This window comes from Aquirufa antheringensis, assembly GCF_004307425.1.
Classification (GTDB): domain Bacteria; phylum Bacteroidota; class Bacteroidia; order Cytophagales; family Spirosomataceae; genus Aquirufa; species Aquirufa antheringensis.
On the sequence record NZ_SEWZ01000003.1, the window covers coordinates 385,094 to 410,319 of the forward strand.

At 41.4% G+C, this 25,226-nt stretch carries 19 protein-coding genes, 1 tRNA gene and 1 pseudogene; 9 read left to right on the top strand and 12 right to left on the bottom strand.

Translation table 11 applies throughout. The features are described from left to right. The first annotated feature begins 12 nt into the window (after positions 1 to 12). From EWU21_RS07450 to EWU21_RS07470, 5 genes and pseudogenes are all read left to right on the top strand, one after another. Positions 13 to 1,176 (top strand): GDSL-type esterase/lipase family protein, encoded by a 1,164-nt coding sequence (locus EWU21_RS07450; protein ID WP_161566491.1) that lies wholly within the window; start codon positions 13 to 15, stop codon positions 1,174 to 1,176. A 45-nt stretch (positions 1,177 to 1,221) separates the two neighbouring features. Next, positions 1,222 to 1,683, top strand: a complete 462-nt coding sequence (locus EWU21_RS07455; RefSeq protein ID WP_130896189.1) for a (2Fe-2S)-binding protein — start codon at positions 1,222 to 1,224, stop codon at positions 1,681 to 1,683. A 104-nt stretch (positions 1,684 to 1,787) separates the two neighbouring features. Beyond that, a pseudogene (locus EWU21_RS07460) lies at positions 1,788 to 3,575 on the top strand (molybdopterin cofactor-binding domain-containing protein); the annotation flags it as partial. Positions 3,576 to 3,776: 201 nt separating this feature from the next. Continuing rightward, the gene (locus tag EWU21_RS07465; protein WP_130896191.1) at positions 3,777 to 4,796 is read left to right on the top strand and encodes an acyltransferase; all 1,020 of its coding nucleotides are present in this window, start codon (positions 3,777 to 3,779) and stop codon (positions 4,794 to 4,796) included. Positions 4,797 to 4,861: 65 nt separating this feature from the next. Then, a complete protein-coding gene (locus tag EWU21_RS07470) occupies positions 4,862 to 6,025 on the top strand; it encodes a helix-turn-helix domain-containing protein (RefSeq protein ID WP_130896192.1) in 1,164 nt (387 codons plus the stop codon). 194 nt (positions 6,026 to 6,219) lie between these two features. On the opposite strand, the gene EWU21_RS07475 is transcribed toward EWU21_RS07470, so the two are convergent. Genes EWU21_RS07475 through EWU21_RS07505 form a run of 7 tightly spaced genes read right to left on the bottom strand, consistent with a single transcriptional unit; the run spans position 6,220 to position 14,882 of the window. After that, complete coding sequence (locus EWU21_RS07475) at positions 6,220 to 6,894, bottom strand: ABC transporter ATP-binding protein (RefSeq protein ID WP_130896193.1); 675 nt, start codon at positions 6,892 to 6,894, stop codon at positions 6,220 to 6,222. Between the two features lies 1 nt (position 6,895). Beyond that, on the bottom strand, positions 6,896 to 8,149 hold the full coding sequence (locus EWU21_RS07480; protein ID WP_130896194.1) for an ABC transporter permease: 1,254 nt from the start codon (positions 8,147 to 8,149) through the stop codon (positions 6,896 to 6,898). Continuing rightward, complete coding sequence (locus tag EWU21_RS07485; protein ID WP_130896195.1) at positions 8,149 to 9,225, bottom strand: efflux RND transporter periplasmic adaptor subunit; 1,077 nt, start codon at positions 9,223 to 9,225, stop codon at positions 8,149 to 8,151. Before EWU21_RS07485 ends, EWU21_RS07480 begins: the two co-directional genes overlap by 1 nt. Before the next feature lie 53 nt (positions 9,226 to 9,278). After that, a complete protein-coding gene (locus EWU21_RS07490) occupies positions 9,279 to 9,953 on the bottom strand; it encodes a peroxiredoxin family protein (RefSeq protein ID WP_130896196.1) in 675 nt (224 codons plus the stop codon). A gap of 6 nt (positions 9,954 to 9,959) precedes the next feature. Then, the gene (locus EWU21_RS07495; RefSeq protein ID WP_130896197.1) at positions 9,960 to 10,730 is read right to left on the bottom strand and encodes a fibrobacter succinogenes major paralogous domain-containing protein; all 771 of its coding nucleotides are present in this window, start codon (positions 10,728 to 10,730) and stop codon (positions 9,960 to 9,962) included. Between the two features lie 4 nt (positions 10,731 to 10,734). Continuing rightward, positions 10,735 to 14,214, bottom strand: a complete 3,480-nt coding sequence (locus tag EWU21_RS07500; RefSeq protein ID WP_130896198.1) for a hypothetical protein — start codon at positions 14,212 to 14,214, stop codon at positions 10,735 to 10,737. 2 nt (positions 14,215 to 14,216) lie between these two features. Then, on the bottom strand, positions 14,217 to 14,882 hold the full coding sequence (locus tag EWU21_RS07505) for a hypothetical protein (protein WP_130896199.1): 666 nt from the start codon (positions 14,880 to 14,882) through the stop codon (positions 14,217 to 14,219). Positions 14,883 to 15,149: 267 nt separating this feature from the next. On the opposite strand from EWU21_RS07505, the gene EWU21_RS07510 reads away from it, so the two are divergent. After that, positions 15,150 to 15,848, top strand: coding sequence for a 6-phosphogluconolactonase (locus tag EWU21_RS07510; protein WP_130896200.1), 699 nt, complete (start codon positions 15,150 to 15,152; stop codon positions 15,846 to 15,848). Here the strand turns inward: EWU21_RS07510 and EWU21_RS07515 are convergent. The 5 genes from EWU21_RS07515 to atpA all read right to left on the bottom strand — a co-directional run bounded on the left by EWU21_RS07515 (position 15,845) and on the right by atpA (position 21,330). Then, a complete protein-coding gene (locus tag EWU21_RS07515; protein ID WP_201738099.1) occupies positions 15,845 to 16,963 on the bottom strand; it encodes a GNAT family protein in 1,119 nt (372 codons plus the stop codon). The two genes, EWU21_RS07510 and EWU21_RS07515, sit on opposite strands and share 4 nt — an antisense overlap. Before the next feature lie 419 nt (positions 16,964 to 17,382). Then, positions 17,383 to 17,459, bottom strand: a tRNA-Arg gene (locus EWU21_RS07520). 62 nt (positions 17,460 to 17,521) lie between these two features. Beyond that, positions 17,522 to 18,799 carry a GTPase HflX gene (gene hflX / locus EWU21_RS07525; protein WP_130896202.1) on the bottom strand — a complete coding sequence of 426 codons (1,278 nt, stop codon included), beginning with the start codon at positions 18,797 to 18,799 and terminating at the stop codon, positions 17,522 to 17,524. A gap of 59 nt (positions 18,800 to 18,858) precedes the next feature. Further along, the gene (atpG, locus tag EWU21_RS07530; RefSeq protein ID WP_130896203.1) at positions 18,859 to 19,737 is read right to left on the bottom strand and encodes an ATP synthase F1 subunit gamma; all 879 of its coding nucleotides are present in this window, start codon (positions 19,735 to 19,737) and stop codon (positions 18,859 to 18,861) included. 12 nt (positions 19,738 to 19,749) lie between these two features. Beyond that, a complete protein-coding gene (atpA, locus tag EWU21_RS07535) occupies positions 19,750 to 21,330 on the bottom strand; it encodes a F0F1 ATP synthase subunit alpha (protein ID WP_130896204.1) in 1,581 nt (526 codons plus the stop codon). A gap of 253 nt (positions 21,331 to 21,583) precedes the next feature. On the opposite strand from atpA, the gene EWU21_RS11415 reads away from it, so the two are divergent. From EWU21_RS11415 to EWU21_RS07550, 3 genes are read left to right on the top strand one after another with little or no spacing between them, the layout of a single operon-like run. After that, positions 21,584 to 22,327, top strand: coding sequence for an FKBP-type peptidyl-prolyl cis-trans isomerase (locus tag EWU21_RS11415; RefSeq protein ID WP_130896205.1), 744 nt, complete (start codon positions 21,584 to 21,586; stop codon positions 22,325 to 22,327). Between the two features lie 4 nt (positions 22,328 to 22,331). Then, positions 22,332 to 24,425, top strand: a complete 2,094-nt coding sequence (locus EWU21_RS07545) for a carboxy terminal-processing peptidase (protein ID WP_130896206.1) — start codon at positions 22,332 to 22,334, stop codon at positions 24,423 to 24,425. Further along, a complete protein-coding gene (locus tag EWU21_RS07550; RefSeq protein ID WP_130896207.1) occupies positions 24,425 to 25,225 on the top strand; it encodes an inositol monophosphatase family protein in 801 nt (266 codons plus the stop codon). Before EWU21_RS07545 ends, EWU21_RS07550 begins: the two co-directional genes overlap by 1 nt. Position 25,226 lies beyond the last annotated feature (1 nt).

A 25,226-nucleotide genomic window follows, 5' to 3' on the forward strand; every position in this document is an offset into this window, starting at 1 on the left:
CTGCTCTTCTGGGTGTTTGCTTTTCCTCTTTTGGCCAAAGTGGATTCCACCCAAGTCTGCCATTCCTGCAATGTTATTCAGCGGGATGCTGACCTAGCCGCATTAGCGTCTAAATGGAAGTCTGGAACTTTGAAAGTCCTGCATCTGGGGGATTCACACGTACAAATTGGTCATTTCTCAGGTGAGATTAAACGACTATTGGGAGTGAAAACGGAAGGAATTCAATTCCCCTACAGTCTCGCGAAAAGTGTGGATGGTCGTGTCCTAAAATCCAAATCGATGGGTCGCTGGGAAGGAACTTCTATTCTAAAACCTTCTACTGGTTGGAATATCGGTTTAGCAGGTTATGTTGTTTCTACGCGGGATAGTGCTGCACAAATCACCTTTACCTTACGCGATTCCTTGGCCACACTGAATCAGATTCGGGTTTGGACGAGTGCTGATTCTTATTCAATGGTTCCGGATGTGGGACCGGAATTTATTTTAGAGAAACGTGGTTACCAAGGAAAAGTGGCCTATTGGGATTTTAAAAGCTACACCAATGTAAGTCAATTTACCCTAGGTCTTCAAAAAAGCGCTTCCAATCAAGATGTATTTACCCTGCACGGGGTGGAAATTTTGTCTTCAGAAGCTCGTACTGATTACCTGGATTTAGGTGTTGCTGGAGCGCAGTTTACACATCTGAAGTTCCGAGGGAACTTGGTTTTGGACCAAATTGAACTCCTAAAGCCGGATCTACTGATCTGTTCCTTTGGAACTAATGAAGCCTACAATGCAAACTGGAATCCAGCAACCTTCCGCCAGGCGGTAGCCGAATTTATGCAAGATGTGAAGTCCAAATCCCCTGAAACGGTATTTCTTTTCACCAGTCCACCCGATACGCGAAGTCAGAAACGCATCCCCAAATTTCAGCAGGAGGTTGTTCAAACCTTGTCTGAATTGCCCGCTGCGTACTATGATTTGAATCAGGTGATGGGTGGTTTTGGTTCAAGCGCAGATTGGGTAAAAAATGGTTGTTTCCTGAAGGATCAATTGCATTTAACGAAAGAGGGATATCAGTTACAGGCTAAATTATTCGTTTTGGCCCTATTTAAATCCTGGGGTGATCAATCCTCATTCGAAACGTTGCAAAATCAGGTCACTCAGCACACGTTCAGCATTGGAATTCCTAAATAATTCCTATATTTCGTACTCATTTCATCCTGCTTGAATTATAAACCTATGGCCATCAATTGCACAGTTAACAAGAAAAAGGTCTCTTTGGATATCGATCCCAATACTCCCTTATTATGGGCACTCAGAGATCATCTGTCCCTTTTAGGAACTAAGTATGGTTGTGGTATCGCACAATGCGGTGCTTGTACGGTATGGGTAAACGGAGAGCCGATGCGTTCTTGCGTTCTGCCTATTTCTGCCGTTTCTAATGCGCAAATTACCACGATTGAAGGATTAGATCCAGCTGGTAAACACCCCGTTCAAGTGGCTTGGGATGAGCTAGATGTTCCCCAATGTGGCTATTGCCAAGCAGGTCAAATTATGACCGCTGCTGGCCTTTTAAAGAAGAATCCGCATCCAACAGATCAAGAAATTGTGGATGGTATGTCCGGGAATATTTGCCGTTGTGGAACTTATCACCGCATTCAAGAAGCAGTCAAATTAGCCTCTAAAAAAATCAAGAAATGAAAACGTCAAGAAGAGATTTTATTCAAAAAGCCTCCCTATTTACGGGTGTATTTACCTTAGGTTTTGATTGGTTTTCAGCCGAAGCTTCCGCAGAAACTTCCGCGATGGAAGTGGTCACAGGAGCGGGTCGATTTAATGCCTTTTTGTCGATCGATAGCTTGGGCAAAGTCACCTTATTTTCTCCCAATCCAGAAATTGGACAAGGGATAAAAACGGCTTTCCCCGTGGTGGTGGCAGAGGAATTAGATGTGGATTGGGCACAAGTTCAAGTGGAACAAGCGAATCTAGATACAAAACAATTCGAACGTCAATTGACAGGAGGGAGTGGCGCCTTAAAACACTCGTGGGAACGATTAAGAAAGGCGGGTGCTACAGTGCGGAAGATGATGTTGCAAGCGGCAGCGGATCAATGGAAAGTGAATGTAGCGCAATGCAAAACCTCGAAGGGATTTGTATTAGGTCCAGCAGGCCAAAAAGCCTCCTACGGATCCCTTGCCGAAGCTGCTGCTAAATTACCCGTTCCGTCCGAAGTTACGTTTAAGGATCGCAAGGATTATAAACTTATTGGAACGCGTGTAAAGGGAGTTGATAATAAAAATGTAGTAACTGGTAAGCCTTTATTTGGGATCGACATCCGTAAACCAGGGATGGTTTTTGCTCAAATCGTGCGTCCACCTTTTGGGGCAACGTTGAAATCGTTTTCGGCGGAGGATGTAAAGAAAATGCCGGGGATCTTAGACGTGGTTTCCTTCAAAAATAAAGTGGCCATCGTGGGAGAGAATACCTACGCCATCTTGCAGGCTCGCGCAAGTTTGACTTGTGATTATGGTTCAGAACTTCCTTTGGAAAACAATGAAACCCATGCTAACTGGTTTGACGAAGGAATGAAATCAGAGAAGGCTCAAGTGATGCGTAAAGATGGAGATTTCGCCACTGCCATTGCTTCTGCTGCTAAAGTAATCGAAGCCACCTATGAGTGCCCCTTCATTTCTCATTCTCCGATGGAGCCGATGAATTTCTTTGCAGATGTGAAGGCAGACTCGGTTCTGCTGGCTGGCCCCACGCAAGTTCCGCAACCGGCCCAGAAAGCAGTTTCAGATTTATTGAAAATACCAGTGGATAAGATTCAAGTGGAATTGTCCAAAATGGGTGGGGGTTTTGGCCGTCGTTTAAGTAATGATTTTGTGCTAGAAGCGGCTGAATTATCCAGTTTGATCAAGAAACCTGTTTTAGTGATGTGGACGAGAGAGGATGATATGATGGGTGGAACCTACCGTCCAGCGGTTCGCTATCGTTTTAAGGCTGGATTAGATTCAAATGGCGAAATAATTGCCTTTGCTTTGCGTGGAGTGGGATTAAATGCCGGTAACTCCACACGTCAAGATAATTTCCCCGTAGGAGCCATTGAAAATGTGTTGATTGAATCGATTGATCAAAAATCTACCGTTACAACAGGTCCATGGCGCGCGCCTATTACGAATTTCTTGGGATTTGCGGAGCAGGCTTTTTTAGATGAGGTGGCAGAGGCTGCCGGAAAGGATCCGGTGCAGATGCGTTTAGCCCTTTTGGAAAAAGTAAAAACAAAACCTGTCGGTAAAATTACCTATGAACCTGTTCGCTTTGAGGAAGTGATCAAGCAAGTAGCTGAAAAGGCGCAATGGAAGAAAAAACCAGGTGTTCACCAAGGATTTAGCGTTTATTATTCTCACTTATCCTACGTAGCCCAAATCGCAGAAGTCAAAGTCGAAAAAGGCAAACCCAGAGTAACGAAAGTGACAGCGGTGACTGATTGTGGGGAGGTTATCAATCTGAGTGGCGCTGAAAACCAAGTGAAAGGGGCTATTATTGATGGAATGGGCCACGCTATGTTTGCGAAATTAAATTTTCAAGCCGGCGTTGCCAGTCCTCAAAATTTCAATGTCTACCGGATGATCCGCGGAAATGAAATTCCAGTGATCGATGCGCATTTTGTGAATAATGGAATTGCTCCTACCGGATTAGGCGAACCTGCTTTACCACCCACTGGCGGTTCCATTGCCAATGCCATTTATGCGGCGACTAAGAAACGCCATTACAAGCAGCCGTTTAGCTAGATGAAGATAACCTGGCTGGACAATCTTCGTGTAAATGCAACCATAGGGGTGATATTAATTCACGCCTCGGCAACTATATTATTTCGATTCACGAAGGTTCCGGCTGATTTTTGGTGGTTCGCCAATCTGTACAATGGAGGTTATCGCTACGTGGTGCCTATTTTTGTCATGTTATCTGGCGCTTTGTTATTGCCGCGCGAGGAAGCGATTGGACCTTTTTTGAAGAAGAGTTTTATGCGCATCGTTTTGCCATTTCTCTTCTATAATATGCTCTTTTCGATCTTTAATTGGCAAGTACGATTGCGTGGAAAATCGTTTGGTCTGGCGGAAGGATTGAACTGGGTAGGGCAGCAATATTTTAATGGCGCTTCCTACCATTTTTGGTACATCTACATGATCATTGGGGTCTATCTGTTTATCCCCATCATTGGTCGTTGGATTAGATCTGCGCCTGAATCCCATATTCAGTATTTTTTAGGTATTTGGGGCTTGACGATTTTGTTCAATAACCCGCATTTCCCCTACCTTAAATTGCCTATTGCGTTAACGGATTTCACTGGTTATGTGGGTTATTTAGTGCTGGGTTATTACCTGAGCACGAAGGAATTTTCCGTAGGGATTAAATGGAAGGCTTTTGCTGTTTTTGCGCTGGGTACGATATGGACGATGCTAGGGTCTTATTATTTTACCGCGGAGAATGGGAAGTTTTATGGATTATTATATGCTAATTTTTCGCCCAGTGTTGTATTAGCAACGATTGGTTTGTTTTTATTTTTTCGGTACCAAAACCTTGATATCCGCATCTTATCTCCTTTTCGAGATTGGGTGAGTTCGCATAGTTATGGAATTTATTTAGTGCACATTATCGTGTTGTTTTATTTAGCCAAAGCGGGTGTTTACGGCGAAATGCTTCACCCAAGTATCGCGGTGCCATTGACTGCGCTTGCTTGTCTGTTGATTTCGGGAGGAATTGTGTGGATTTTGCGTAAAATACCCCTGATTAAATACGTGGCGGGTTGATTGATTGTGGGGGTATTTTTGTACATTCGTTAGAATACCTTTAACCACTCATACCTAACCATTTAATGCACGAAATTTATAAGTTTGGCCACAGCCTCGCTGTGTTCATGAGCTTTTTCATTATCCTGCTTTTACTGTTAAAATCCTCTGGACCTTTCTTTAAGAGTCCGAAGCGATTCCTTTTCTTCTATTTCCTTATTTTTGGTTTATTCACGCTTCTTCACTACTGCCTATTTGTGGAATGGCACGTGGAAATTGTAGCAGTTCTTTTCGGAAATTTTGACGCTTTTTTTTATTTGCTGTACCCTTTAGCGTATTTCTATGTGCGAGGTATGCTGAAGGAAAAGGAGGTTTTAAAGCCAAAGGATTTGCTTCATCTAGTTCCATTTTTCATCCAGGTCCTGGACATGTTGCCTTATTCGCTTACTTCTTTTGCGCACAAGATACTCATCGCAGAATTAATTAAATTCGATATTCATGAAGTAGTGAAACAGCAAGTAGGCTTCTTCTTTTCTGCTCGTTTCCATTTCTATGTCAAGTTGCTACTCAGTAGTTTCTATATCTTTTATAGCTGCCAACTCTATTTGCTATTCCGTCCTCGAACCGCGAAAAATTTCATTTTGCATTATTGGATTCCTGGATTTTTACTCGTTCAGATTCTCTTAATTCTCTTTTTAACCTATTTTTTCTTGATTCTTCCTAGTTCGAACCAATTCAAAATAACCTATCAAGGAAATTCTCCTTGGAATTACTTAGGGCTGGGTTCGTATTTAGTGCTTTCTTTAAGTGTCTTTTATTTTCCGGAATTTTTGTATGCTCCTTACATTAATGAAGAGCGAGAGGCTAAATTAAAAATACCCAATTACGAATTGTCCGCAGAAAAATTAATTGAAATAGAAACGAAATTGGATTTGTATTTAGAAGAGTATAAACCCTTTTTAAAGGCAACTTTTTCTTTAGCTCAATTATCAGCCTCTTTAGATATTCCGGTGCATCATTTTAATTATTACTTCAGGAAGACACAACAATCTAATTTTCTTGAGCAACGAATGCGCTGGCGCATTCGGCATGCGAAGGAATTAATTGATGCAGGGAAGGATAAAGTAATTACGTTAGAAGCCATCGGTCTAGAGTCTGGTTTTCAATCTAGAACGACTTTTTTTGTGAACTTCAAGGAATTAGTCGGCGAATCTCCCTCTGCTTACTCAGAAAGAAAAAACCGTATGTAAGGTCTTTTTTGGGTGTTTCTTTAGGTGATTTGTTCGGATTTTCGAAAATGGAACATGCACTTAGCTAAATTTTCTTTTCTCTCCAGCTTTAGTGGTATTATTGTTTAAGCGAATTGATAGCGCCTAACCACTAAGAAATAATAATAGAACAGATGAATGCGGGGAGCGAGGGTTAATGACCCTTTGCTCCTTTTTTATTTGATATGCCCGTCCTCCATCTCGATGATTCGGGTCGTCCTGGCAGCAAATTCATTATCGTGGGTAACAATTAATAGGGTCTGCTTGTATTCTTCCGCTAACTCTTGAAAGATGTTGAATACGATTTCTGAATTCTTTTTATCGAGGTTTCCAGTAGGCTCATCACCCATAATTAATAGCGGATCGTTAATGAGTGCACGAGCAATGGCCACGCGTTGTTTTTGACCACCTGATAATTGGTTGGGGTCTTTTAATGCTTCCTTCTCAATGCCTAGTATTTTTAGTTTTTCGTAGGCTCGATGTTCGATTTCTTTCTCTGAAAACTGTCCTAGTTTTAGACCAGGAAGCATTACATTGCGTAAGACGGAGAATTCGTTCAAAAGGTAATGAAATTGAAAAACGAAACCGATTTTTTCATTTCGAACGATAGCCAGTTCGCCCTCTTTTTTGTCCCGCATCGAAACACCATCTATGATTAGATCCCCTTCGTAGTCCGTATCCATCGTGGATAAGATATACAACAAGGTAGACTTACCGCAGCCAGATCTTCCTATCACAGAGACAAACTCACTTTGCTTCAGTTGAAAGCTAACCTTATCTAATATTTTCACGGTCACTGGATCGTGAAAGTATTTCGTAATTTCTTTAGCCTCTAGTACAACCTTGTTCATATTATTTCCCTCTGATGATGATGACAGGATCTATTCCACTCGCTTTTCTAGAAGGGAAGAAACCGGCAAAATAGGTGGTGACAATGGCAAATGTACCCCCGATTAAATAGAACCTCGGATTGTAATTGATAGGGTAGGTTTTGATGGTCGGTAATGATTCAGTATTGAAAGGGATTTGATCGATAAGCGAGGATAATCCAAATCCCATCAAAAGTCCCATCAGTCCACCAAAAATACCAATGCTCAACGCAATCGAGATAAAGATCTGATTGACATCCTTGCCAGAGAATCCTACGGCCTTTAAAATAGCGATGGAATCCATTTTCTCGTAAATCATCATATTCAAGATATTGTAAATCCCGAATCCTGCCACTAATAAGAGGGTGATGCCCACGGCATAGGATATGAGTGTTCTGACTGAACTTCCCGTCTCGAATTGCGAGTTTGCCGTTTGAATATCTACCGCATTTAATTCGTAAATTCGCTGGTATTCCTTTGCTACTTCGGGCGCCCAAAGGATGTTTTTTAACTTAACCTGAATATCCGTTATGTAATTGCTAGGCTGTCCTAGTAATTTTTGGGTAGTTCCAATGGAGCAATAGCTTTGGACATTATCTAAGTCTTGAATGCCAGATTGAAAAATGCCTACCACCCGTAGTGCCACTTGATCCCCTTTGCTAGTGGTCACCTGAATGACATCTCCCACATTCGCCATCATTTTTGAGGCGACGCCTTTGCCTAAAATAATGCTATTAGGTATGTTTTTTAAGTCAATGTAATTGCCAGATGTCACATAATCACTAAACTTGAATAAACGATTTTCCTCTACCGGATCGATTCCAAAAATCGCCCCAGTCAAATCCACTGCTCCCACATTGTAAAATACTTGGGCATTAATTTTAGGGGCAACTCCCAGGACCCGGTCATCTTTTCTAATTGCCTCTAGGATGGTTTTGCTGTTATTAATTCCTAACAACTCGTTTTTGGGTTTGATCGAAGAAACAAAGTTGTGCCCTTTCGGATTGATGAAGTCAGCAGGTTGTCTTTCTGAAATTTGAATTTCTTTATAAATGCGAACATGAGCCGTCCGATTCGTGATTAACCCATCTAGCATGTCGTTTAGCCCTGACATAAAGCTAAGCACGGTAACAAACATCGTAATACTAATGGTTACCCCAATGGCAGCGATCAACGTTTGTTTCCAGCGGGCAATTAACAAAGAAAAAGCAACTTGATAGACGAGTTTGAATTCCATTATTTAGGCTTTACGATTTCATCCGTAGCTTTCAGGCCTGAGAGAATCTCTGCTTTTTGAAAATCCTTTAAACCAATTTTTACCACTCTTTCTTCGCCAGAAGCTAACGTCACGATGGAATCATTCTTCAAGTAATTCCTTGGTATTAAAATGACCTTTTCTTTTTGATTTAGTAAGATGTTAGCCTCAAATGTGATGTTAGGAAATAATTTAGGGGGCGCTTTAGTGAATGCAGCCTCGACTAAAAACGTTTTACTCCGTTCGTTCATTATTTCGGAGATTTTGGTCACCTTCGCTTCGAACACTTGTTTTTTATAGCTGTCAAGGGTAACTAATACTTGCTGCCCTTTTTGAACCCGTAAGATATCATTTTCATCGACTTGCAATTCTAACACGAAATCCTTGAAATTACCTATTACTGCGATAGGCGTTTGTGGACTAACAATCTCGCCTTTTGATTTTAATAAGCTGTAGATAATACCGTTTGTTTTAGATCGTAAAGTGAAATCTTGAGCTTGATTGGTGGAAATCTGTAAATTTTTCTTCGCTTGTGAAGAGGTAAATGCTAAAGCGCGTTTTAACTCTTTGTATTTCTGAATAGCGGATAAATAATTCGACTTAGAGGTCTGGAAGGCTAATTCTTTCAGTTCAAAATCCACTTTAGTTCCGATTTGTTGGTTCCAAAGATTTTTTTGTCGGAAATAGAGGGAAGAGTCAACTTTGAATTTGTTTTTCGCGGTCTCAATTAGCAATTGAGCGTCGTCTAATTTTCCCTGATTCGCAGAGAAGTCATTGAAACTGGCTGCTAAAGCAGCATTTTCTGCACTATATTGTTGAGTTTCGTTTGTGATAGTCAATAGTGGGCTTCCCACGTGAACAGAATCACCCTCTTGTACTAAAATTTCATTGATGATACCGTTTACTGTTACAAATGCCTGGTATTGGTCTGCCGCCTTTAAAACTCCAGAAGCGTAAATGGATTCGGTAATGGGACCTTCTGTGGGGTGGCTAGTTTCTTGTTTCTTTCCACAAGATAAAAGAAGGATCCCTATGGCAAAAAGGACTATGTGTTTCATATTGTAAATTACCCAAAAAAGGAACACATTAGAATGATGCGAATCATTTTATTCTAAAATAGATGTTCGAATTCTTTTAATTCAGTCAAATTTTCTGGAATGGCACTAATTTGCCTACTTTTCCTCTGAATTAGAAATAGGCTAGGGGTAGAAAATACGCCGTATTCTTTTCGCACCTTTTCGTCAGCTTTTATCATTTTCCAATGAGAAGGAAAGGTCCAGGGATTCATTTCCTCATCGATCTGTATGGCTATGACAGGTAATTTCGACTTTTCTGAATAGGGAATCAAATCAACTAACAGTTCGGTACAATGAAAGCAAGAGGGACTGTAAAATAGTAATAAAACGGTGGGTTTGTCAGCTATATACTGAGAAAGCTGAAAGTTGTTTATGTGAATCTCAGGCGCCTTTTCTCCGATTTGTAGTGTTCTAATTCGTTCTATTTGTGCATTGATTTTTGAACGACTCAGAGCTGGGCAAGCTGGATCCAAGCTGAATTCTTCTAGCTTTTCAATCCACTTTTTTCTGCCTGTTGAAGCGATTTTTCTATAGTAGAAATCGACAGCCTCCCCATATTTACTAGCGGATTTCGCTTTTACTGTTCGAATGTGAAGGATCACTTGTTCGATCGAAAGATACTTTGCGAGTGGTTGCTCAAATACAGGAAATGTTTTCGCCGTACTTTGTCCAAAAAGCGACAACGAAAATAATAAAAAGACGAGTTTCATAGGCAGTTAATCCCGAATGCAGCGTACTGAAAGTCCCGCATCCTTATCATTATTGGATATTTGATTGTAGGTCTGCGTGGTATAAATGACTAAGCCTTTTGCGTAGGTAATATCAGAAGAAGTGGAGCTCCAATAAAAAAATTTCGATCCCCTATCAGTTAAAGAAGTCGTACTTCCAGTACTGATAAAACCTGCGGCATGCATTTTTAAAGGGCCGGCATATGCTTGAGCTCTCAAGTTTGCATTATTGACATTTGTCCATTCTGTAACGGTGGGAATGCGCCACCCAGCTCCTAATTCAAGTGTGCAAGGGTCTTTTGCGGCTTCCCAATTTGTCGTTTCCGTATTCGTGTTGGTGGTAGGGAAGCTAGGGGTGGTCGATGTTCCATTGTTTTTATACCCTTTTTTCTTGTTGAATTGCCAATACCAACCTGCAGCGGCCTCCGTTGCATCTGTTTCAGAAATGGCTTGATTAGTTGATCCTAAATTTTGAGTAATCCAGCATTTTGGAGAACCACTCAATGACGAGCTAACAGTGCCGTAGGTGACTGTTTTGTTTACAGGTGCTACTCCATTTACCGTTGTGTGGATAATCGTGATGTTGTTTCCGCACACAAATGTGATTGTTTTTTTACCAAAACGCTCTAAACCTTTCCCGCTCCCAATTTTTCCACTAAAGTCTACGTATAAATTGGGATTCGAATGGCGAAATCCTGTTTTAGTTAATTGCGCAAAACTCAAAAAAGGTATAACAAGTAATAATAGGGTTCTTTTCATTACATTAATAGAAATAGTCAATTTGAACTCGATCACCCGCAACTAAAGTATATGCGTCGTTATTGGCCGGGATATAGGTGAATGTAGTTCCGGTGAGACTAAATGCGGTTTTCGAAATGCGAACTCCATTAATGTAAAGTCGTAATAAGGCATTGCTAGATTTAGTCTGGGTCAAGCTAAAAGTTGTTTGTCCCACAGTCGCCGTATATTCATCTGAAACTTCGCGAACTAAACTGAAATCAGTTCCTTGTACGGCAGCCGTCATGGCAGAAGTCCCATTTCCTTTCACGATTCCAGTAATTGAAGTAGCACCTGAACCTCCATTTCCCACAGCTAAAATTCCAGTGACACCGGAAGTCAATGGTAAGCCTGTTAAGTTCGTGGCTAAACCAGAAGCTGGAGTCCCAAGCACAGGAGAAGTCAGGGTAGGGGCGGTCAATGTTTTATTAGTCAACGTCTCAATCCCAGTCAAGCTAGCTTTTAGATTTAAGGCAGTTTGTGTAGCTGTGCTGATAGGTTTTAATACATCTGTAGTGTTATCTACAGCAGCTAGGCCCACCATCGCTTTTGTGATGCCTGAAACGAGACCTGTAAACGTAGGAGAAGCGATAGGTGCTTTTAAGTTTAGATCCGTGATATCAGCTTTAAGTGAAAGATCACTGGTATTAGCTTTTAGATTGAGGGCGGATATACTTGCCTTTAGGTCTAATGCAGATTGAGTCGCCGTGCTGATAGGTTTTAAGGCGTCAGTGGTATTATCTGCATTTCCTAGGCCTACCATTGTTTTCGTGATTCCAGAGACCGTTCCTGTAAAAGTGGGGGCATCGATTGGGGCTTTTAAAGCTAGTGATGCACTACTTGCTTTCGCATCCAAAGCGGTTTGTGTGGCCGAGCTAATTGGTTTGAGCAAATCACTCGTATTGTTTACATTACCTAAACCTACTTTTGTAGCGCTAATTCCCGTGGCTATTTTTGCATCTGTAATAGCACCAGCTGCTATCGTTGGACTAGAGGCCGTACCCGATAAATCCCCGGCTAACCTAATTTTACCAATTAAGAGTGATGTTGCATCCAACGTAATTGAAGCGTCTACATAGGCCTTGTTGGCAGCATCTGTATTAAGTGTAGGCAGGTCAGTGAGCGTGATTTTTTTATCAGTTGGGAAAAGCAAATTCCCTTGCATTGTGCTTCCTGCTAATTGAACATAGCGGGCATCTGTCGTTCCAATATTATTGGTTATTTCATTCCAAATCGTACTCACATAAATAAAGGTTCGACCATTGTTCGATCCTGTAGGATCGCCAGAGACGATAAAGATATCACCTTCCACGGGAGTGCCACTTGTAGTAAATGTTCCATTGTTGTATACACCAGTATAATTACGACCAAGTGAGATGGCAATTTCTCCTGCAGCGTTAGGAGACACCCCATTTACTTTTTTAACGGTACCTTTTAAATCTAAAGCCGCCTGCGTAGCGCTACTAATCGGCTTGTTCGCATCTGACGTATTATTCACATTGCCTAAGCCCACCATGCTGGCTGTAATTCCGGAAACGATTCCGGTAAATGTGGGAGAAGCAGTGCCCGCCTTCGTCGCTAAACCAGCTTCTAAGTCTGTTGTATTAGCTTTTAAATCTAGGGCAGTTTGGGTAGCGGAACTAATTGGTTTAGCTAAATCAGTCGTATTATTTACGTTTCCGAGGCCCACCATAGATGAGCTAATCCCTGAAACATTACCTGTAAAGGTAGGTGAAGCGATGGGTGCTTTCAGGTTCAGATTAATGATATCTGCCTTTAGTGCTAAGTCAGTCGCATTAGCCTTTAAAGCTAAATCCGTATTCGTTGCTTTTAAATCTAAGGCACTTTGTGTGGCGGTGCTGATGGCTTTATCTAGGTCAGAGGTGTTATTTACATTCGAAAGGCCTACCATGGCGGATGTAATACCTGAAACAGAGCCAGTAAAGGTAGGTGAAGCGATAGGCGCTTTTAAGTTTAGATCTGATAGGTCTGCTTTTAAGGCGAGGTCTGTTGTATTCGCCTTTAAATTGACGGAGGTAATACTTGCCTTTAAATCGAGTGCTGTTTGAGTCGCTGTGCTGATCGGTTTTGCTAAATCGGCGGTATTATCCACATTCCCTAAACCCACCTTAGTGGCACTAATACCTGATGCGATTTTCGCATTTGTGATGACACCCACTGCAATTTCTGGACTAGCTGCTGTACCCGTTAGATCTCCGGCTAGTCTGATTTTTCCATTTAGTAAGGACGTGGCGTCGAGTGTTTTCGATGCATCGACATATTCTTTATTCGCTGCATCTGTCGAAATGGTAGGTAAATCAGTCAGGCTTATTTTTTTTCCAGAGGGGAAAAGTAAATCACCTTGCATGGTACTTCCTGCTAATTGCACATACCTTGCATCAGTCGACCCAATGTTATTCGTAATTTCATTCCAATCTGGATGAAGGTAAATGAATGTTCGTCCATTATTGGCGCCTATGGGATCCGTAGAGACAATGAACACATCCCCATCTACGGGAGGCGCACTCGTGATAAATACACCTCCATTATACAATCCGGTATAATTTCTTCCCAAGGAAATGACTACATTTCCATTTGCGTCGGGAGAAATACCATTTACTTTTTTGACTGTACCTTTTAAATTAAGTGCTATTTGAGTGGCTGTACTGATAGGTTTGTCTTGATCTGCTGTGTTGTCCACTAATTCTAAGCCTACTTTAGCTGGATTAATGCCAAAGGCAATCTTTTGATCCACTACACTCGAATCGCGTAACTTTGAACTATGAACGGCTCCATTGATAATTTTTTCAGGAGTAATGGCATTTTCCTTAATCAATGGTGCGGTAGCAAGGCCACTTAAATCACCTGAAAGTTTAATTTTACCTGGTAAAATGGCGGATGCTAATGGGACATCATTCAGGATAATTTGATCAATTTGCTGTTTGATTTCTAGTCTTAAAGCCGTTAAATCGGTTTGGTTTAGTAAGCCTGCATCATTCTGAAACGCAGAAAGTTTAGTAGGAGTCCCCTTTACATTGAGGTAATCTACAGACTTCGCATATAGTGCATAAGGGCTATATTGGAGGATAGAGCGACTAATCTCCGTGTAAGTGGAGGTCGATGGAAATTTAACCTCTACTTGTAGTGTTTTTAGGGTATCAGTCCAAAGGATATCATCAAATGAGGTGTTACCTGTTTTAATTCCCTTGCCTATAATAACATTGATTAGGCCATATTCATCTGTTTGGGTGAGAATTGTCTCTTGGTAATCAAGGCGGGTAGAAGAGAACAGACTAAATTTTAATTCAATCCCCTTGTTAGCTAGCGGCTGCCCGGTATAATTATTGCCAGGCATGGAGATCGGGTTAGGGTCTAAAATTACCGCTTGATAATTAATACCCGTTTTTTGGCCAAAAGAAAACAGGGAAATCCCTATAAATAGGATGGTGTAAAGAATTTTATACATAGCTATTTTAGAAGAGAATATTGAATTCCAAAACCGAATGAAACAGGATTGATAGCGAATTGGCTTCCGTCTTTCTGGTTAGTATTGAGTTGCCAGTTGTTAGAAAAGAAGGCATAAATAGCTACTTGATCATTCAACTGTTTGGCTAGCTTCACTTGCGCCCCCACATGCCATAAAATTCGGTCAAATTGAGGGTTGCCTTGTAAATCATAGACTTGATTTCCCATTTTTTGAGCGCCTAAAATGAGTTGCTTAACTTGCAACGTTCCGCCATAAGAAAGACTAATTCCTCTGCCTAAACGCGATTTTATGCCTAAGCCTGTGTTGAGTCCGACATAAGTTGAAGTATAGGAGAAGGGAGTATTTTGTGTCTCTCCTACCGCATTAAACTGGTCGATAGCGAGCCCCACTTGGTAATCAAGTTTACGCAGAAAAGCAGACGGTGTTTTAGAGGAATCCAGTAGTTGATGAGTGCGATAAATGGAAAGGTGCAAACCAGCATCTGGTCGAATGGAATTCTGGGCTATCCCTGCAGGACTTTGGAAGCGAAGATGGGCTGCATTTAAACCCATCTGATAATTCCAATCTTGGGCAGAAAGCCTTAAGATGGGAATTATGCAGATAAATAGAAAGGTATAAAGTAGGGTTAGGTATTTTCTGGGACTCATTATTTTCGTGGTTAGGCATTTATTCAAAGGCTAAAGCAAGCTACATAAAAGGTTTTAAATGCGTTATAACATAAATTATATAGAAATTGATATTTCCGTAAAATGCATGTTTAGAGTTAATTTAGGGCATTTATTGGTGTTTCAAAATGGCAAATTATCAGTAAACTGATAATTTTATTTATCAATTAGGATACCAATTAATTTATTTGCAAAGAGTTAAAAATGATCCCTTCATTTTTTGGTATATTGCCCTTAAAACCAAGCTCAATGAAAATTACCTACCTAGAAAATTATGCTACTTTAAGTGAAAAGGCTGCACAATTGATTGCATCAGAAGTTAAAAATAATCCTGAATTACTCTTTTGTGCTGCGACCGGTGGGAGTCCTACGGGGATGTATGCAGAAATGTCAAAACAGAAGTCGATTTATGCTAAAATGCGGGTGATGAAAATGGATGAATGGGGAATTATTCCCTTAACTCATTCTGATTCGTGTGAAACGTATCTAAAAAAGCACCTATTGGGCCCTTTGGAGATCTCAGATGACCGATATACGACTTTTGATACGGCACCCGAAGAAGTGGATGCTGAGTGTAAGCGGATTAGTCAATTTACGATGGAGAATGGCCCGTTTGATATTTGTATTTTAGGATTAGGTAAAAATGGGCATATTGCCTTTAATGAGCCTGGTGCTACTTTAAATCCTGATTTTCACAAAGCCATTTTAGCGGACTCTACTATAGCGCATGATCCTGCCTTATCGCAAGGAAATGAACCTGCCTATGGGCTTTGCGTAGGTATGGAGGGGATCATGCAATCAAAGAAAATTATTTTCTTGATTACAGGAAAGGGAAAGCAAGAAGCTGTTAAACGGATTATGGAACGTAAAATTGGTACTGATTGTCCCGCATCATTTTTATGGATGCATCCTAATGTGGAGTGCTTAATCGATTCTTCTGCGATTTAATCTTTGAAGGGATGGCGTTGAATCCAATTTGTTTTTGGTTCTAAGAAAGGAAAAATCCAGCTCAGATTTTGGTGTATTAACGTATAGGAATGGCGCATAAAACCGTTCAATTGTACCGGAATAGCTCCTATTGAACTTTTAATTTCAAGTGCTGTTCTTCCCAAAATGATCCGTTCAAAACCCTGTGAAATACCGCAGTTGATAATGTCATACAACATATTCAAATAGAGCATTTTCTCTCGTTGAATGGAGTCATCATAGCCTAAAAAATAAGTTTCTAATTCATTTCCGTGGCGAATAACAGTGGTAAAGCCCACGAGTTGCTCGTTATCATAATAGCCGCGAAGAATAAAGTCATCAGCCATTTGTTTTTTGAAAACAGAAAAATGTGTTTCTGGTAGAATAAAAGTATTAAATGGGGCATTTGTGGCAACGTGCAGATACAGAGAATAGATCGTTTCCTCGTTTTGTGCGATTTCTTCTAGACTCAATTCTTTAGTCCGAATAGAAATGCCTTTCTTACGACATCGCTTAAATTGATCCCGGTATTTTTTTGTCAAATCAGCCACATAATCTTCCTCTGTTTTCCAGGTAGAATTAATCTCGAAAACCATATTGGGTTGAGAGCTAAACGGATAATCAGATGAAAAGGCAGGTATTTCAAATGGTTTTGATTGCGCTACTGTAAAGTCTTTGAAAATAGTTAAGTGAGGTTTATTGGGCCAAAGCAGGCAAATCTCCTTCAGTTTTTCCAGTACCTTTTTTTCATTCGCATCGGGCAAGCAGCTGTAGGCATTTTGGCCACTCAATAAATTGTTTCCAACAATCAATAATTTCGAGGCAAATTGACGGAATAAGAAATTCCGAACCTGAGTTAAAAAATAATGATCCCTCTCACCAAAACTACTCAGAAGGGCTAAATCTATTTCTTGGAATAAAGCCGTGGCGATTAATTTTTCACCTTCAAATACACCAACAAACGTATTGCGCATATTCGCAGGGGCTGATATTTCCAAAACCCCTAAATAGCGGCGCTGCAAGAAAATGCACGAATTCGATACCTGATCCCAAGTTTCAGGTAAATCACTAACGTTTGTGTAAAGTTGATGGATCAAGTAATTTATTATTTACAAAAGAACAAAGAGCAAAGAGCAAAGCAAAAAGTTCAAAGTTGGAATCCCCTGCGGGGATGACCTCATGAAATGTTTGACGCTGCGCGTCTTCAAAGAACAAATAGCAAAGCAAAAAGTACAAAGTTGGAATCCCCTGCGGGGATGACTTCGTGAAATATTTGACGCTGCGCGTCTTCAAAGAACAAAGAGCAAAGCAAAAAGTTCAAAGTTGGAATCCCCTGCGGGGATGACCTCGTGAAATGTTCGTCCTCCGGACTCATTCCCTCCGGACTGTCCACTGACTACTGTCAACTAGCGACTAGCGACTGTCACGAAGTGACTATGTGGCCCCGGCGGGAATCGAGTCGAGCGCGACCCCGGCCTCATCTAGCGTTTAGAAGGGGCGCTCTTCTGCTTCCCTCTGGGTGGCCCCGGCGGGAATCGAACCCGCATCTAGCGTTTAGGAAACGCCTATTCTATCCGTTGAACTACAGCGCCAATATCTCTACTCTCTACTCTATAATCTATACTCTATAATCTCTACTCTCTACTCTATTATCTCTACTCTGATTCCGGTGTATACCCATCACTATGCCCCATCAAGTGATTTCCCTCCAGCCAGTTCGGGAAAATCTGCATGTGTTTGTCTTTTAGGGTGTCCATAATCGTCTCGCGAAGTTCGGCTAAATTACTGCGTTGTTCTGCGGAGATGAAAACGGTTTTAGGTGTATTGGTTTGCCAGTGTGTTCGTTTTAAAAAGGCTGTTACTCGGTCCATTTTACTTAATTCTGGTTCGCCATCTAGACCCACTTCGGATCCTTCAAAGAAAATATCTTCGACAGGGAAGAGGTCGATTTTGTTAAAGACTAGGATGGTTGGTTTGTCACCTACGCCCATTTCGTTTAGGATTCCTTGAACGACTTCGATTTGCTCCTCAAAATTCGGGTGGGAAATATCTACCACGTGCAATAAGACATCCGCCTCGCGCACCTCATCTAAGGTCGATTTAAAGGATTCGATTAAGAGGGTAGGGAGCTTGCGAATAAAACCTACGGTATCCGTTAATAAGAAAGGAATGCCTTCCCAAACTACTTTGCGGACGGTGGAGTCGACTGTAGCGAATAATTTGTTTTCGGCGAAGACATCCACTTTCGCTAATTTTTGCATCAATGTAGACTTGCCAACGTTTGTATAGCCCACAAGTGAAATGCGAACCATTCGGTCCCTATTTTTTCGTTGCGTATACGATTGCTTATCTATGTGTTCTAATTTATCTTTCAAAAACGAAATGCGATCGTTTGCGATACGGCGATCCGTTTCTAATTCTTTTTCACCTGGACCACGCATACCTACACCACCTCGTTGTTTCGAAAGGTGAGACCACATACGGGTTAATCGGGGTAACATGTATTGGTATTGTGCGAGTTCTACTTGCGTTTTGGCCTGAAGTGTTTTTGCTCTTTGGGCAAAAATATTGAGTATGAGTAAACTCCGATCTAATACTTTCATCTCTTTGCCTAAAAGCGAGATTTCATATTCGATATTACGGACCTGAGACGGGCTTAGGTCGTCATCAAAAATAAGCATGTCCACATCTTTAGCCACTAGATAGGCAATGATATCATCTAATTTCCCCTTTCCCACGTAGGTGCGGTTGTCGGGTTTGGCTAAGTTTTGTGTAAACGTGGCTAAGGTCAAAACACCTGAAGTAGAAGCTAGAAATGCTAATTCCGCGAGGTATTCTGCCGTTTGCTCGGCCGTTTGCTTTTGAGAAGTGACGGCTACTAAGACAGCGGTTTCTTGCTCCTCATCCGTGCTGTGAATTACGTTATTTTTCATTTTAGCTAAAAAAAGCCTTTCTGCAAAGAAAGGCTTTCTTGTTAGGTAAGCTGTTATACTTATGCGTTTAGCGCCTCTGCACCCCCTACGATCTCTAAGATTTCCTTCGTAATGGCTGCTTGACGTGAACGGTTGTACTCTAATTTCAATGCTTTAATTAATTCACCTGCGTTATCAGTCGCTTTATCCATCGCTGTCATACGCGCACCGTGTTCAGAAGAATTTGATTCTAATAGGGCACGGAAGATCGATAATTTGATTGACTTTGGAATTAATTCAGAGATGATTTCTTCCTCAGACGGTTCAAAAATGTAATCCACTGAACTTGCCTTTTCGCCTGATTCTGAGGCTACTAAAGGAAGTAATTGCTCTGTTTGGATGATTTGAGTTGCTACGTTTTTCGAATAGTTGAAAAGAACTTCTACTACATCGAATTGCTTCTCTATGAAGGAGTTTAAAACCACTTCACCGATTTCGCGTACATTCGTAAAATTCAACCGAGTGAAAATGTCAGCGTGAGCCTCATTCACTTTAAATCCACGACGAGAAAGGTATTCTCCTCCTTTTTTTCCTAGTGCCAAAACCTCTACGTTTCCAGCCGCGTTCAAGTCTGCATATTTCTCTTGTACTAAAGCCATCGTCGCTTTTCCTACGTTCGCATTGAATGCGCCGCAAAGTCCACGATCAGACGTTACTACAATGATTAATGCCCGCTTAATCTCACGCACTTCTGTGAAAGGATTCTCTGCGCCTGCCTCTGTTTGAGCAGAAACCGTTGCAATCATTTCCGCTAATTTCTGAGCGTAAGGGCGCATTTGGTGGATTGCATCCTGAGCACGACGCAACTTCGCAGCGGAAACCATTTTCATAGCTTTCGTGATTTGTTGCGTCGAGTTAACGGATACAATTCTATTTCTTACTTCTTTTAAGGAAGCCATAGTATTCTAATTTTATGCTTTGTACTTAGCTGCTACTTCATTACCCACACGCTTCAAGGTAGCGGTTAAGGCATCATCGTATTTCCCTTGACCTAATGCTACTAACGTATCATTTTCTGTCGCACGTAATACTTGAATGAAATCTTGTTCGAATTCACGAACTTTTTCTACTGGCACATTATCTAAGTTACCAGTTGTAGCTAAATAAATCATCGCAACTTGTTCCTCTACACGTTGTGGTGCGAATTGAGGTTGCTTTAACATTTCTAAGTTACGGCGACCACGATCGATCGTTAATTTAGTCGAAGCATCTAAGTCAGATCCGAATTTAGAGAAGGCCTCTAATTCACGGAATTGAGCTTGATCTAATTTTAATGTACCCGCTACTTTCTTCATTGACTTGATCTGAGCGTTACCACCCACACGAGATACCGAGATACCTACGTTAATCGCTGGACGAATACCTGCGTTGAACAAGTTTGTTTCTAAGAAGATTTGACCATCGGTGATCGAAATTACGTTCGTAGGAATGTAAGCCGAAACGTCACCTGCTTGTGTTTCGATGATCGGAAGAGCTGTTAAGCTACCGCCACCTTTCACTAAGTGTTTGATCGATTCTGGTAAGTCGTTCATATTACGAGCAATCTCATCCGAGTTGTTGATTTTCGCTGCACGCTCTAATAAACGAGAGTGTAGGTAGAAAACGTCACCTGGATACGCCTCACGTCCTGGTGGACGACGTAATAAAAGGGAAACTTCACGGTAAGCTACCGCTTGCTTCGATAAGTCATCATAAACGACTAAAGCTGGACGACCTGTATCACGGAAGAATTCACCGATCGCTGCACCTGTAAAGGGAGCGTAGAATTGCATCGGAGCTGGATCACCTGCTGAAGCAGAAACAACAACGGTGTAATCCATCGCACCTGCTTTACGCAAAGTTTGCTCAATTTGCTTCACAGTAGAAGCTTTTTGACCAATCGCTACGTAGATACAGAAAACGGGTTCTCCTTTATCGTAAAATTCTTTTTGATTAATGATTGTATCGATACAAACCGCTGTTTTACCTGTTTGACGGTCACCGATTACTAGCTCACGTTGTCCGCGACCTACTGGGATCATTGCATCAATCGCTTTGATACCTGATTGTAATGGTTCTGTAACGGGTTGACGGAAGATTACTCCGGGTGCTTTACGTTCTAAAGGCATCTCGTATAAATCACCTGTAATAGGACCGTTTCCGTCGATAGGCTCACCCAAGGTGTTTACCACACGACCTAAAATACCATCACCTACTTTAACTGAGGCGATTAGGTTTGTTCTTTTTACAGTATCACCCTCCTTAACTGAGCTAGAGTCGCCTAATAATACAGCACCTACGTTATCCTCTTCTAAGTTCAAGGCTAACGCTTTTAGACCGTTTTCAAAAACGATCAACTCACCTGCTTGCACGTTAGATAGGCCGTAAATACGTGCCACACCATCACCCACTTGGAGTACGGTACCTACTTCTTCTAGTTCTGCGACAGTTTTAGCTTGGGATAATTGTTCCCTTAAAATTGCTGAAACTTCATCTGGTCTTACTGATGCCATATAAAATGGAGGGGTTTAATAATTTTAAACTGATTTTTAAACTATTTATTTTGAATCAAATTTCGGGTGCAAAATTAGCTAGGAAATTTCAATATTCCCATAATTTTTACAAAAAAAGACGTTAATCATAAGACTTTTTAAAGATGAACTTTTTGATAACAAAATCCCAACAGTTAAATGCCGTTAAAATTCTTGAAAAAGAGGCATTTTTGCTTATCTTCGAACCTTTGTTTTTAAATCAATTCTCTATTTTATGAAAATTAAATTATTAGCCATTTTTGCTTGTCTTGTTTCGTTGAGTTCTGTAGCACAGACTAAAAAGAAGCCCACAACTAAACCTAAGTTGACTATTTCGGTAACGAAAGTACCCGTGAAAGAATTCGCAAATCAAGTGGATTCTGTTTCTTATGCCGTGGGCGTGCTTGTGGCTCAGAATTTTAAGTCTCAAAAAGTGACCTTAAATCCAGCGATGGTGGCCAAAGGCTTCGAGGCAGCTACCCAAGGTGGCGCTTTGAAAATGACAGAACAAGAATGTCAAAATGTGGTTTCGGCTTACATGATGAAAAATCAAGAGGCGCTTGCCTTAGAAAAATCGAAAGAGTTTTTACCTAACAAGGAGGCTGGAGAGAAGTTTTTGGCAGAAAATAAAAAGAAAGACTCCATCGTGGTGACTTCTTCTGGCTTACAATATAAAATCATCAAATTAGGATCAGGTCCTAAGCCGGTTTCAACTGATAAAGTGAAAACCCATTACCATGGTACTTTGATCGATGGAACGGTATTTGATTCCTCAGTTCAACGTGGCGAACCTATTTCATTTCCGGTGACAGGAGTTATTCCTGGCTGGGTTGAGGCTTTGCAATTAATGCCGGTAGGGTCTAAATTTAAATTATTTGTACCTGAATATCTCGCTTACGGCGTTCGTGGTGGTGGTCAAACCATCAAACCTTATTCTGCTTTAGTTTTTGAAGTGGAATTATTAGAGATTGAAAAATAAATCTATGAAGAAGATACTTCCTATTTTCATCCCGCTTTCCTTATTGGTTGTTTGGTTTATGCACGGTTCAGACCTGCAAAATCAGATCAATTACCAAGAAGGTGATTTGCAACCCTCTGCTTTGCAACGCAAGGTAGAGAGTAAGGTATTTGAGATTTTGAGCAATTACCATTACCGCAAAGTGCCGGTAAATGATTCCTTGTCCTCGAAGATTTTCGATTCGTATATCAAGCAATTGGATCCGAATAAGGTGTTCTTCTTGGCATCGGATATAGATGAATTAGAAAAGTATCGTTTTACGATTGATGAGGCCCTAAACTTAGGGGATTTAACTTCAGCCTTTCAGATTTATAATGTGTACCAAAGTCGCATGAAAGCACGTTACGCTTTCATTACGGCACAATTGGATAAGCCAACGGATTTTACCGTTGATGAAACCTACCAGCCAAACCGAGAGAAAGCGACATGGGCGAAATCGGAGTCGGAGTTGGATGATTTTTGGCGTAAGGATTTAAAACGTCAATTATTAGACTGGAAAATCGGTGGTAAAGCGGATACAACTTCTGTGCGCGAATTAAAAGAGCGTTACAAGCGGACGGAAAAGTACATGGCGAAAACGAAGTCAGAAGACGTTTTCCAAGTCTTTATGAACGCCTACACGGAAAGCATTGATCCGCACACAACCTACATGATTCCCAAGGCGGCGGAAGAATTCAATAAGGATATGTCCCAAAGTTTCGAAGGAATCGGTGCTACACTTCGTCTAGAAGGCGATTACGTAAGTATTGTAGACTTAGTTCCGGGTGGCCCCGCATATCGCAGCAAGCAAGTGAACCCGAAAGACCGAATCGTGGGAGTAGCACAGGGAGAGGATGGAAAATTCGTCGACATCATCGGTTGGTTTACGGATGATGCGGTGAAATTAATCCGTGGTCCTAAAGGAACCGTCGTTCGCTTAAAGATTTTACCTGCCTCGGGAGTGACGGGTTCGCCGACCACAGAGGTGCGTATCGTTCGCGAAAAGATTAAACTAGAAGAGCAGACGGCGAAGAAAGAGATTTTGTTCCAAAAGCAAGGAGACAAAACCATCAAAATTGGTTTAATCACGATACCCATGTTCTACCGTGACTTCGAAGGTGCTCGCAATAATGAGGCAGGCTTTAAATCTACCTCAGCAGATGTGCGCAAGTTTCTTTTGGAGTTCAAGAAAGAAGGAATCGATGCCTTGTTAATTGATTTGCGCAATAATGGTGGTGGATCCTTAATCGAGGCGGTTGATTTAACAGGCTTGTTTATTACCTCTGGACCGGTGGTGCAGCGTAAAGAATCAACTGGCCAAATCACACAGGAAAATGATGAGAATCCAGAATTAGTCTACGATGGTCCCATGGCTGTATTGATTAACCGTTTCTCTGCTTCCGCTTCGGAGATTTTTGCCGGTGCTATTCAAGATTACCAACGAGGAATTATCGTAGGGGAGCAATCCTACGGTAAAGGGACCGTTCAAAGCGTGTTAGATTTAAGTCGTTTCGTTCGTTCGGAGAAGGAAAATCCAGGTGTATTGAAGATTACTTTGGAAAAATTCTACCGCATCACAGGAAGTTCTACACAACATAAAGGGGTGAGTCCTGATTTCGCTTTACCATCGGCTTTCTCTGCGGAGGAATTTGGTGAAAGTTCTCAGCCAAGTGCGTTACCTTGGGATATGATTCGTTCGACTACGTTTACGAAGACAGGAAAAGTGAATCCTGCTACGGTGAAGCAATTACAGGTGGCTTTCCAAAATCGCTTGAAAACGAAGCCTGAGCTATTGAAATTGAAAGAGGATTTAGAGCGTTGGAAGAAATTAAAGGAAACGAATTCGATTGCATTGCAATATGATAAGCGCAAGAAAGAACTAGATGACCAAAAGAAAAAGCCAGATGAGGCTGCGGCTGTGATGGAAGTGTTGGCAGGTGCTGAAGCGGAAGACACGAAGTTGGTTTCTAAAGAAAAAGACAAGCATGCGAAAGATACGTATTTGAAAGAGACGCAACAGATTATTGCGGATTGGTTGAAAGGACCTTTGGCAAGCGTAAAACCTGTGGCTAAAAAATAATGAAAGCGTTAACCGATGTATTGAAAGAATCTTCGAAACTGGTTCGGGAGACCGGCCAATGGATTCTTGCGCAATCATCGCAGTTTACGAGTTCGGATATTATCTATAAAGGAACGAATGATTTAGTTTCCTTTGTGGATCAGCAGGCCGAAGCGAAATTAAAACAAGGACTTTCAGCTATTTTTCCAGAGGCGGCCTTTATCGCGGAGGAAACTTCGTCGAATTACGAGGAAGTAGGGGAGGGTTATTATTGGGTGATTGATCCTCTAGATGGAACCACGAATTTCCTGCACAAGCTGCCGGTATTCGCCGTTTCGGTGGGTTTGATCCTGAATAAACAGCCCATTCTAGGTTTGATTTATGAGCCTAATCGCGATGAATTATTTACCGCGGTGAAGGGACACGGAGCGCATTTGAATGGCAAACCCATTCAGGTTTCTCCTGAAAATTCCTTGTCTAAGTCTTTATTAGCCACCGGATTTCCCTATTACGATTTCTCCTACCAAGACCGGTATTTAGATTTATTGAAGGAACTAATGCGTTCTTCGCACGGTTTAAGACGCATGGGTGCGGCGGCCATTGATTTAGCTTATACGGCCTGCGGTCGTTTTGAAGGCTTTTTTGAGGCTAATCTGAAGCCCTGGGATGTCGCTGCAGGTAAAATCATTATTGAAGAAGCGGGAGGAATGGTGACCAATTTTTCGGGTGGCCAGGACGTTATTTTTACGGGTGAAATTATTGGTGCAGGTCCCATATTCTCGGAATTTTTAGGAACTTTGCAATCTAAGTGGTTTGATTAAT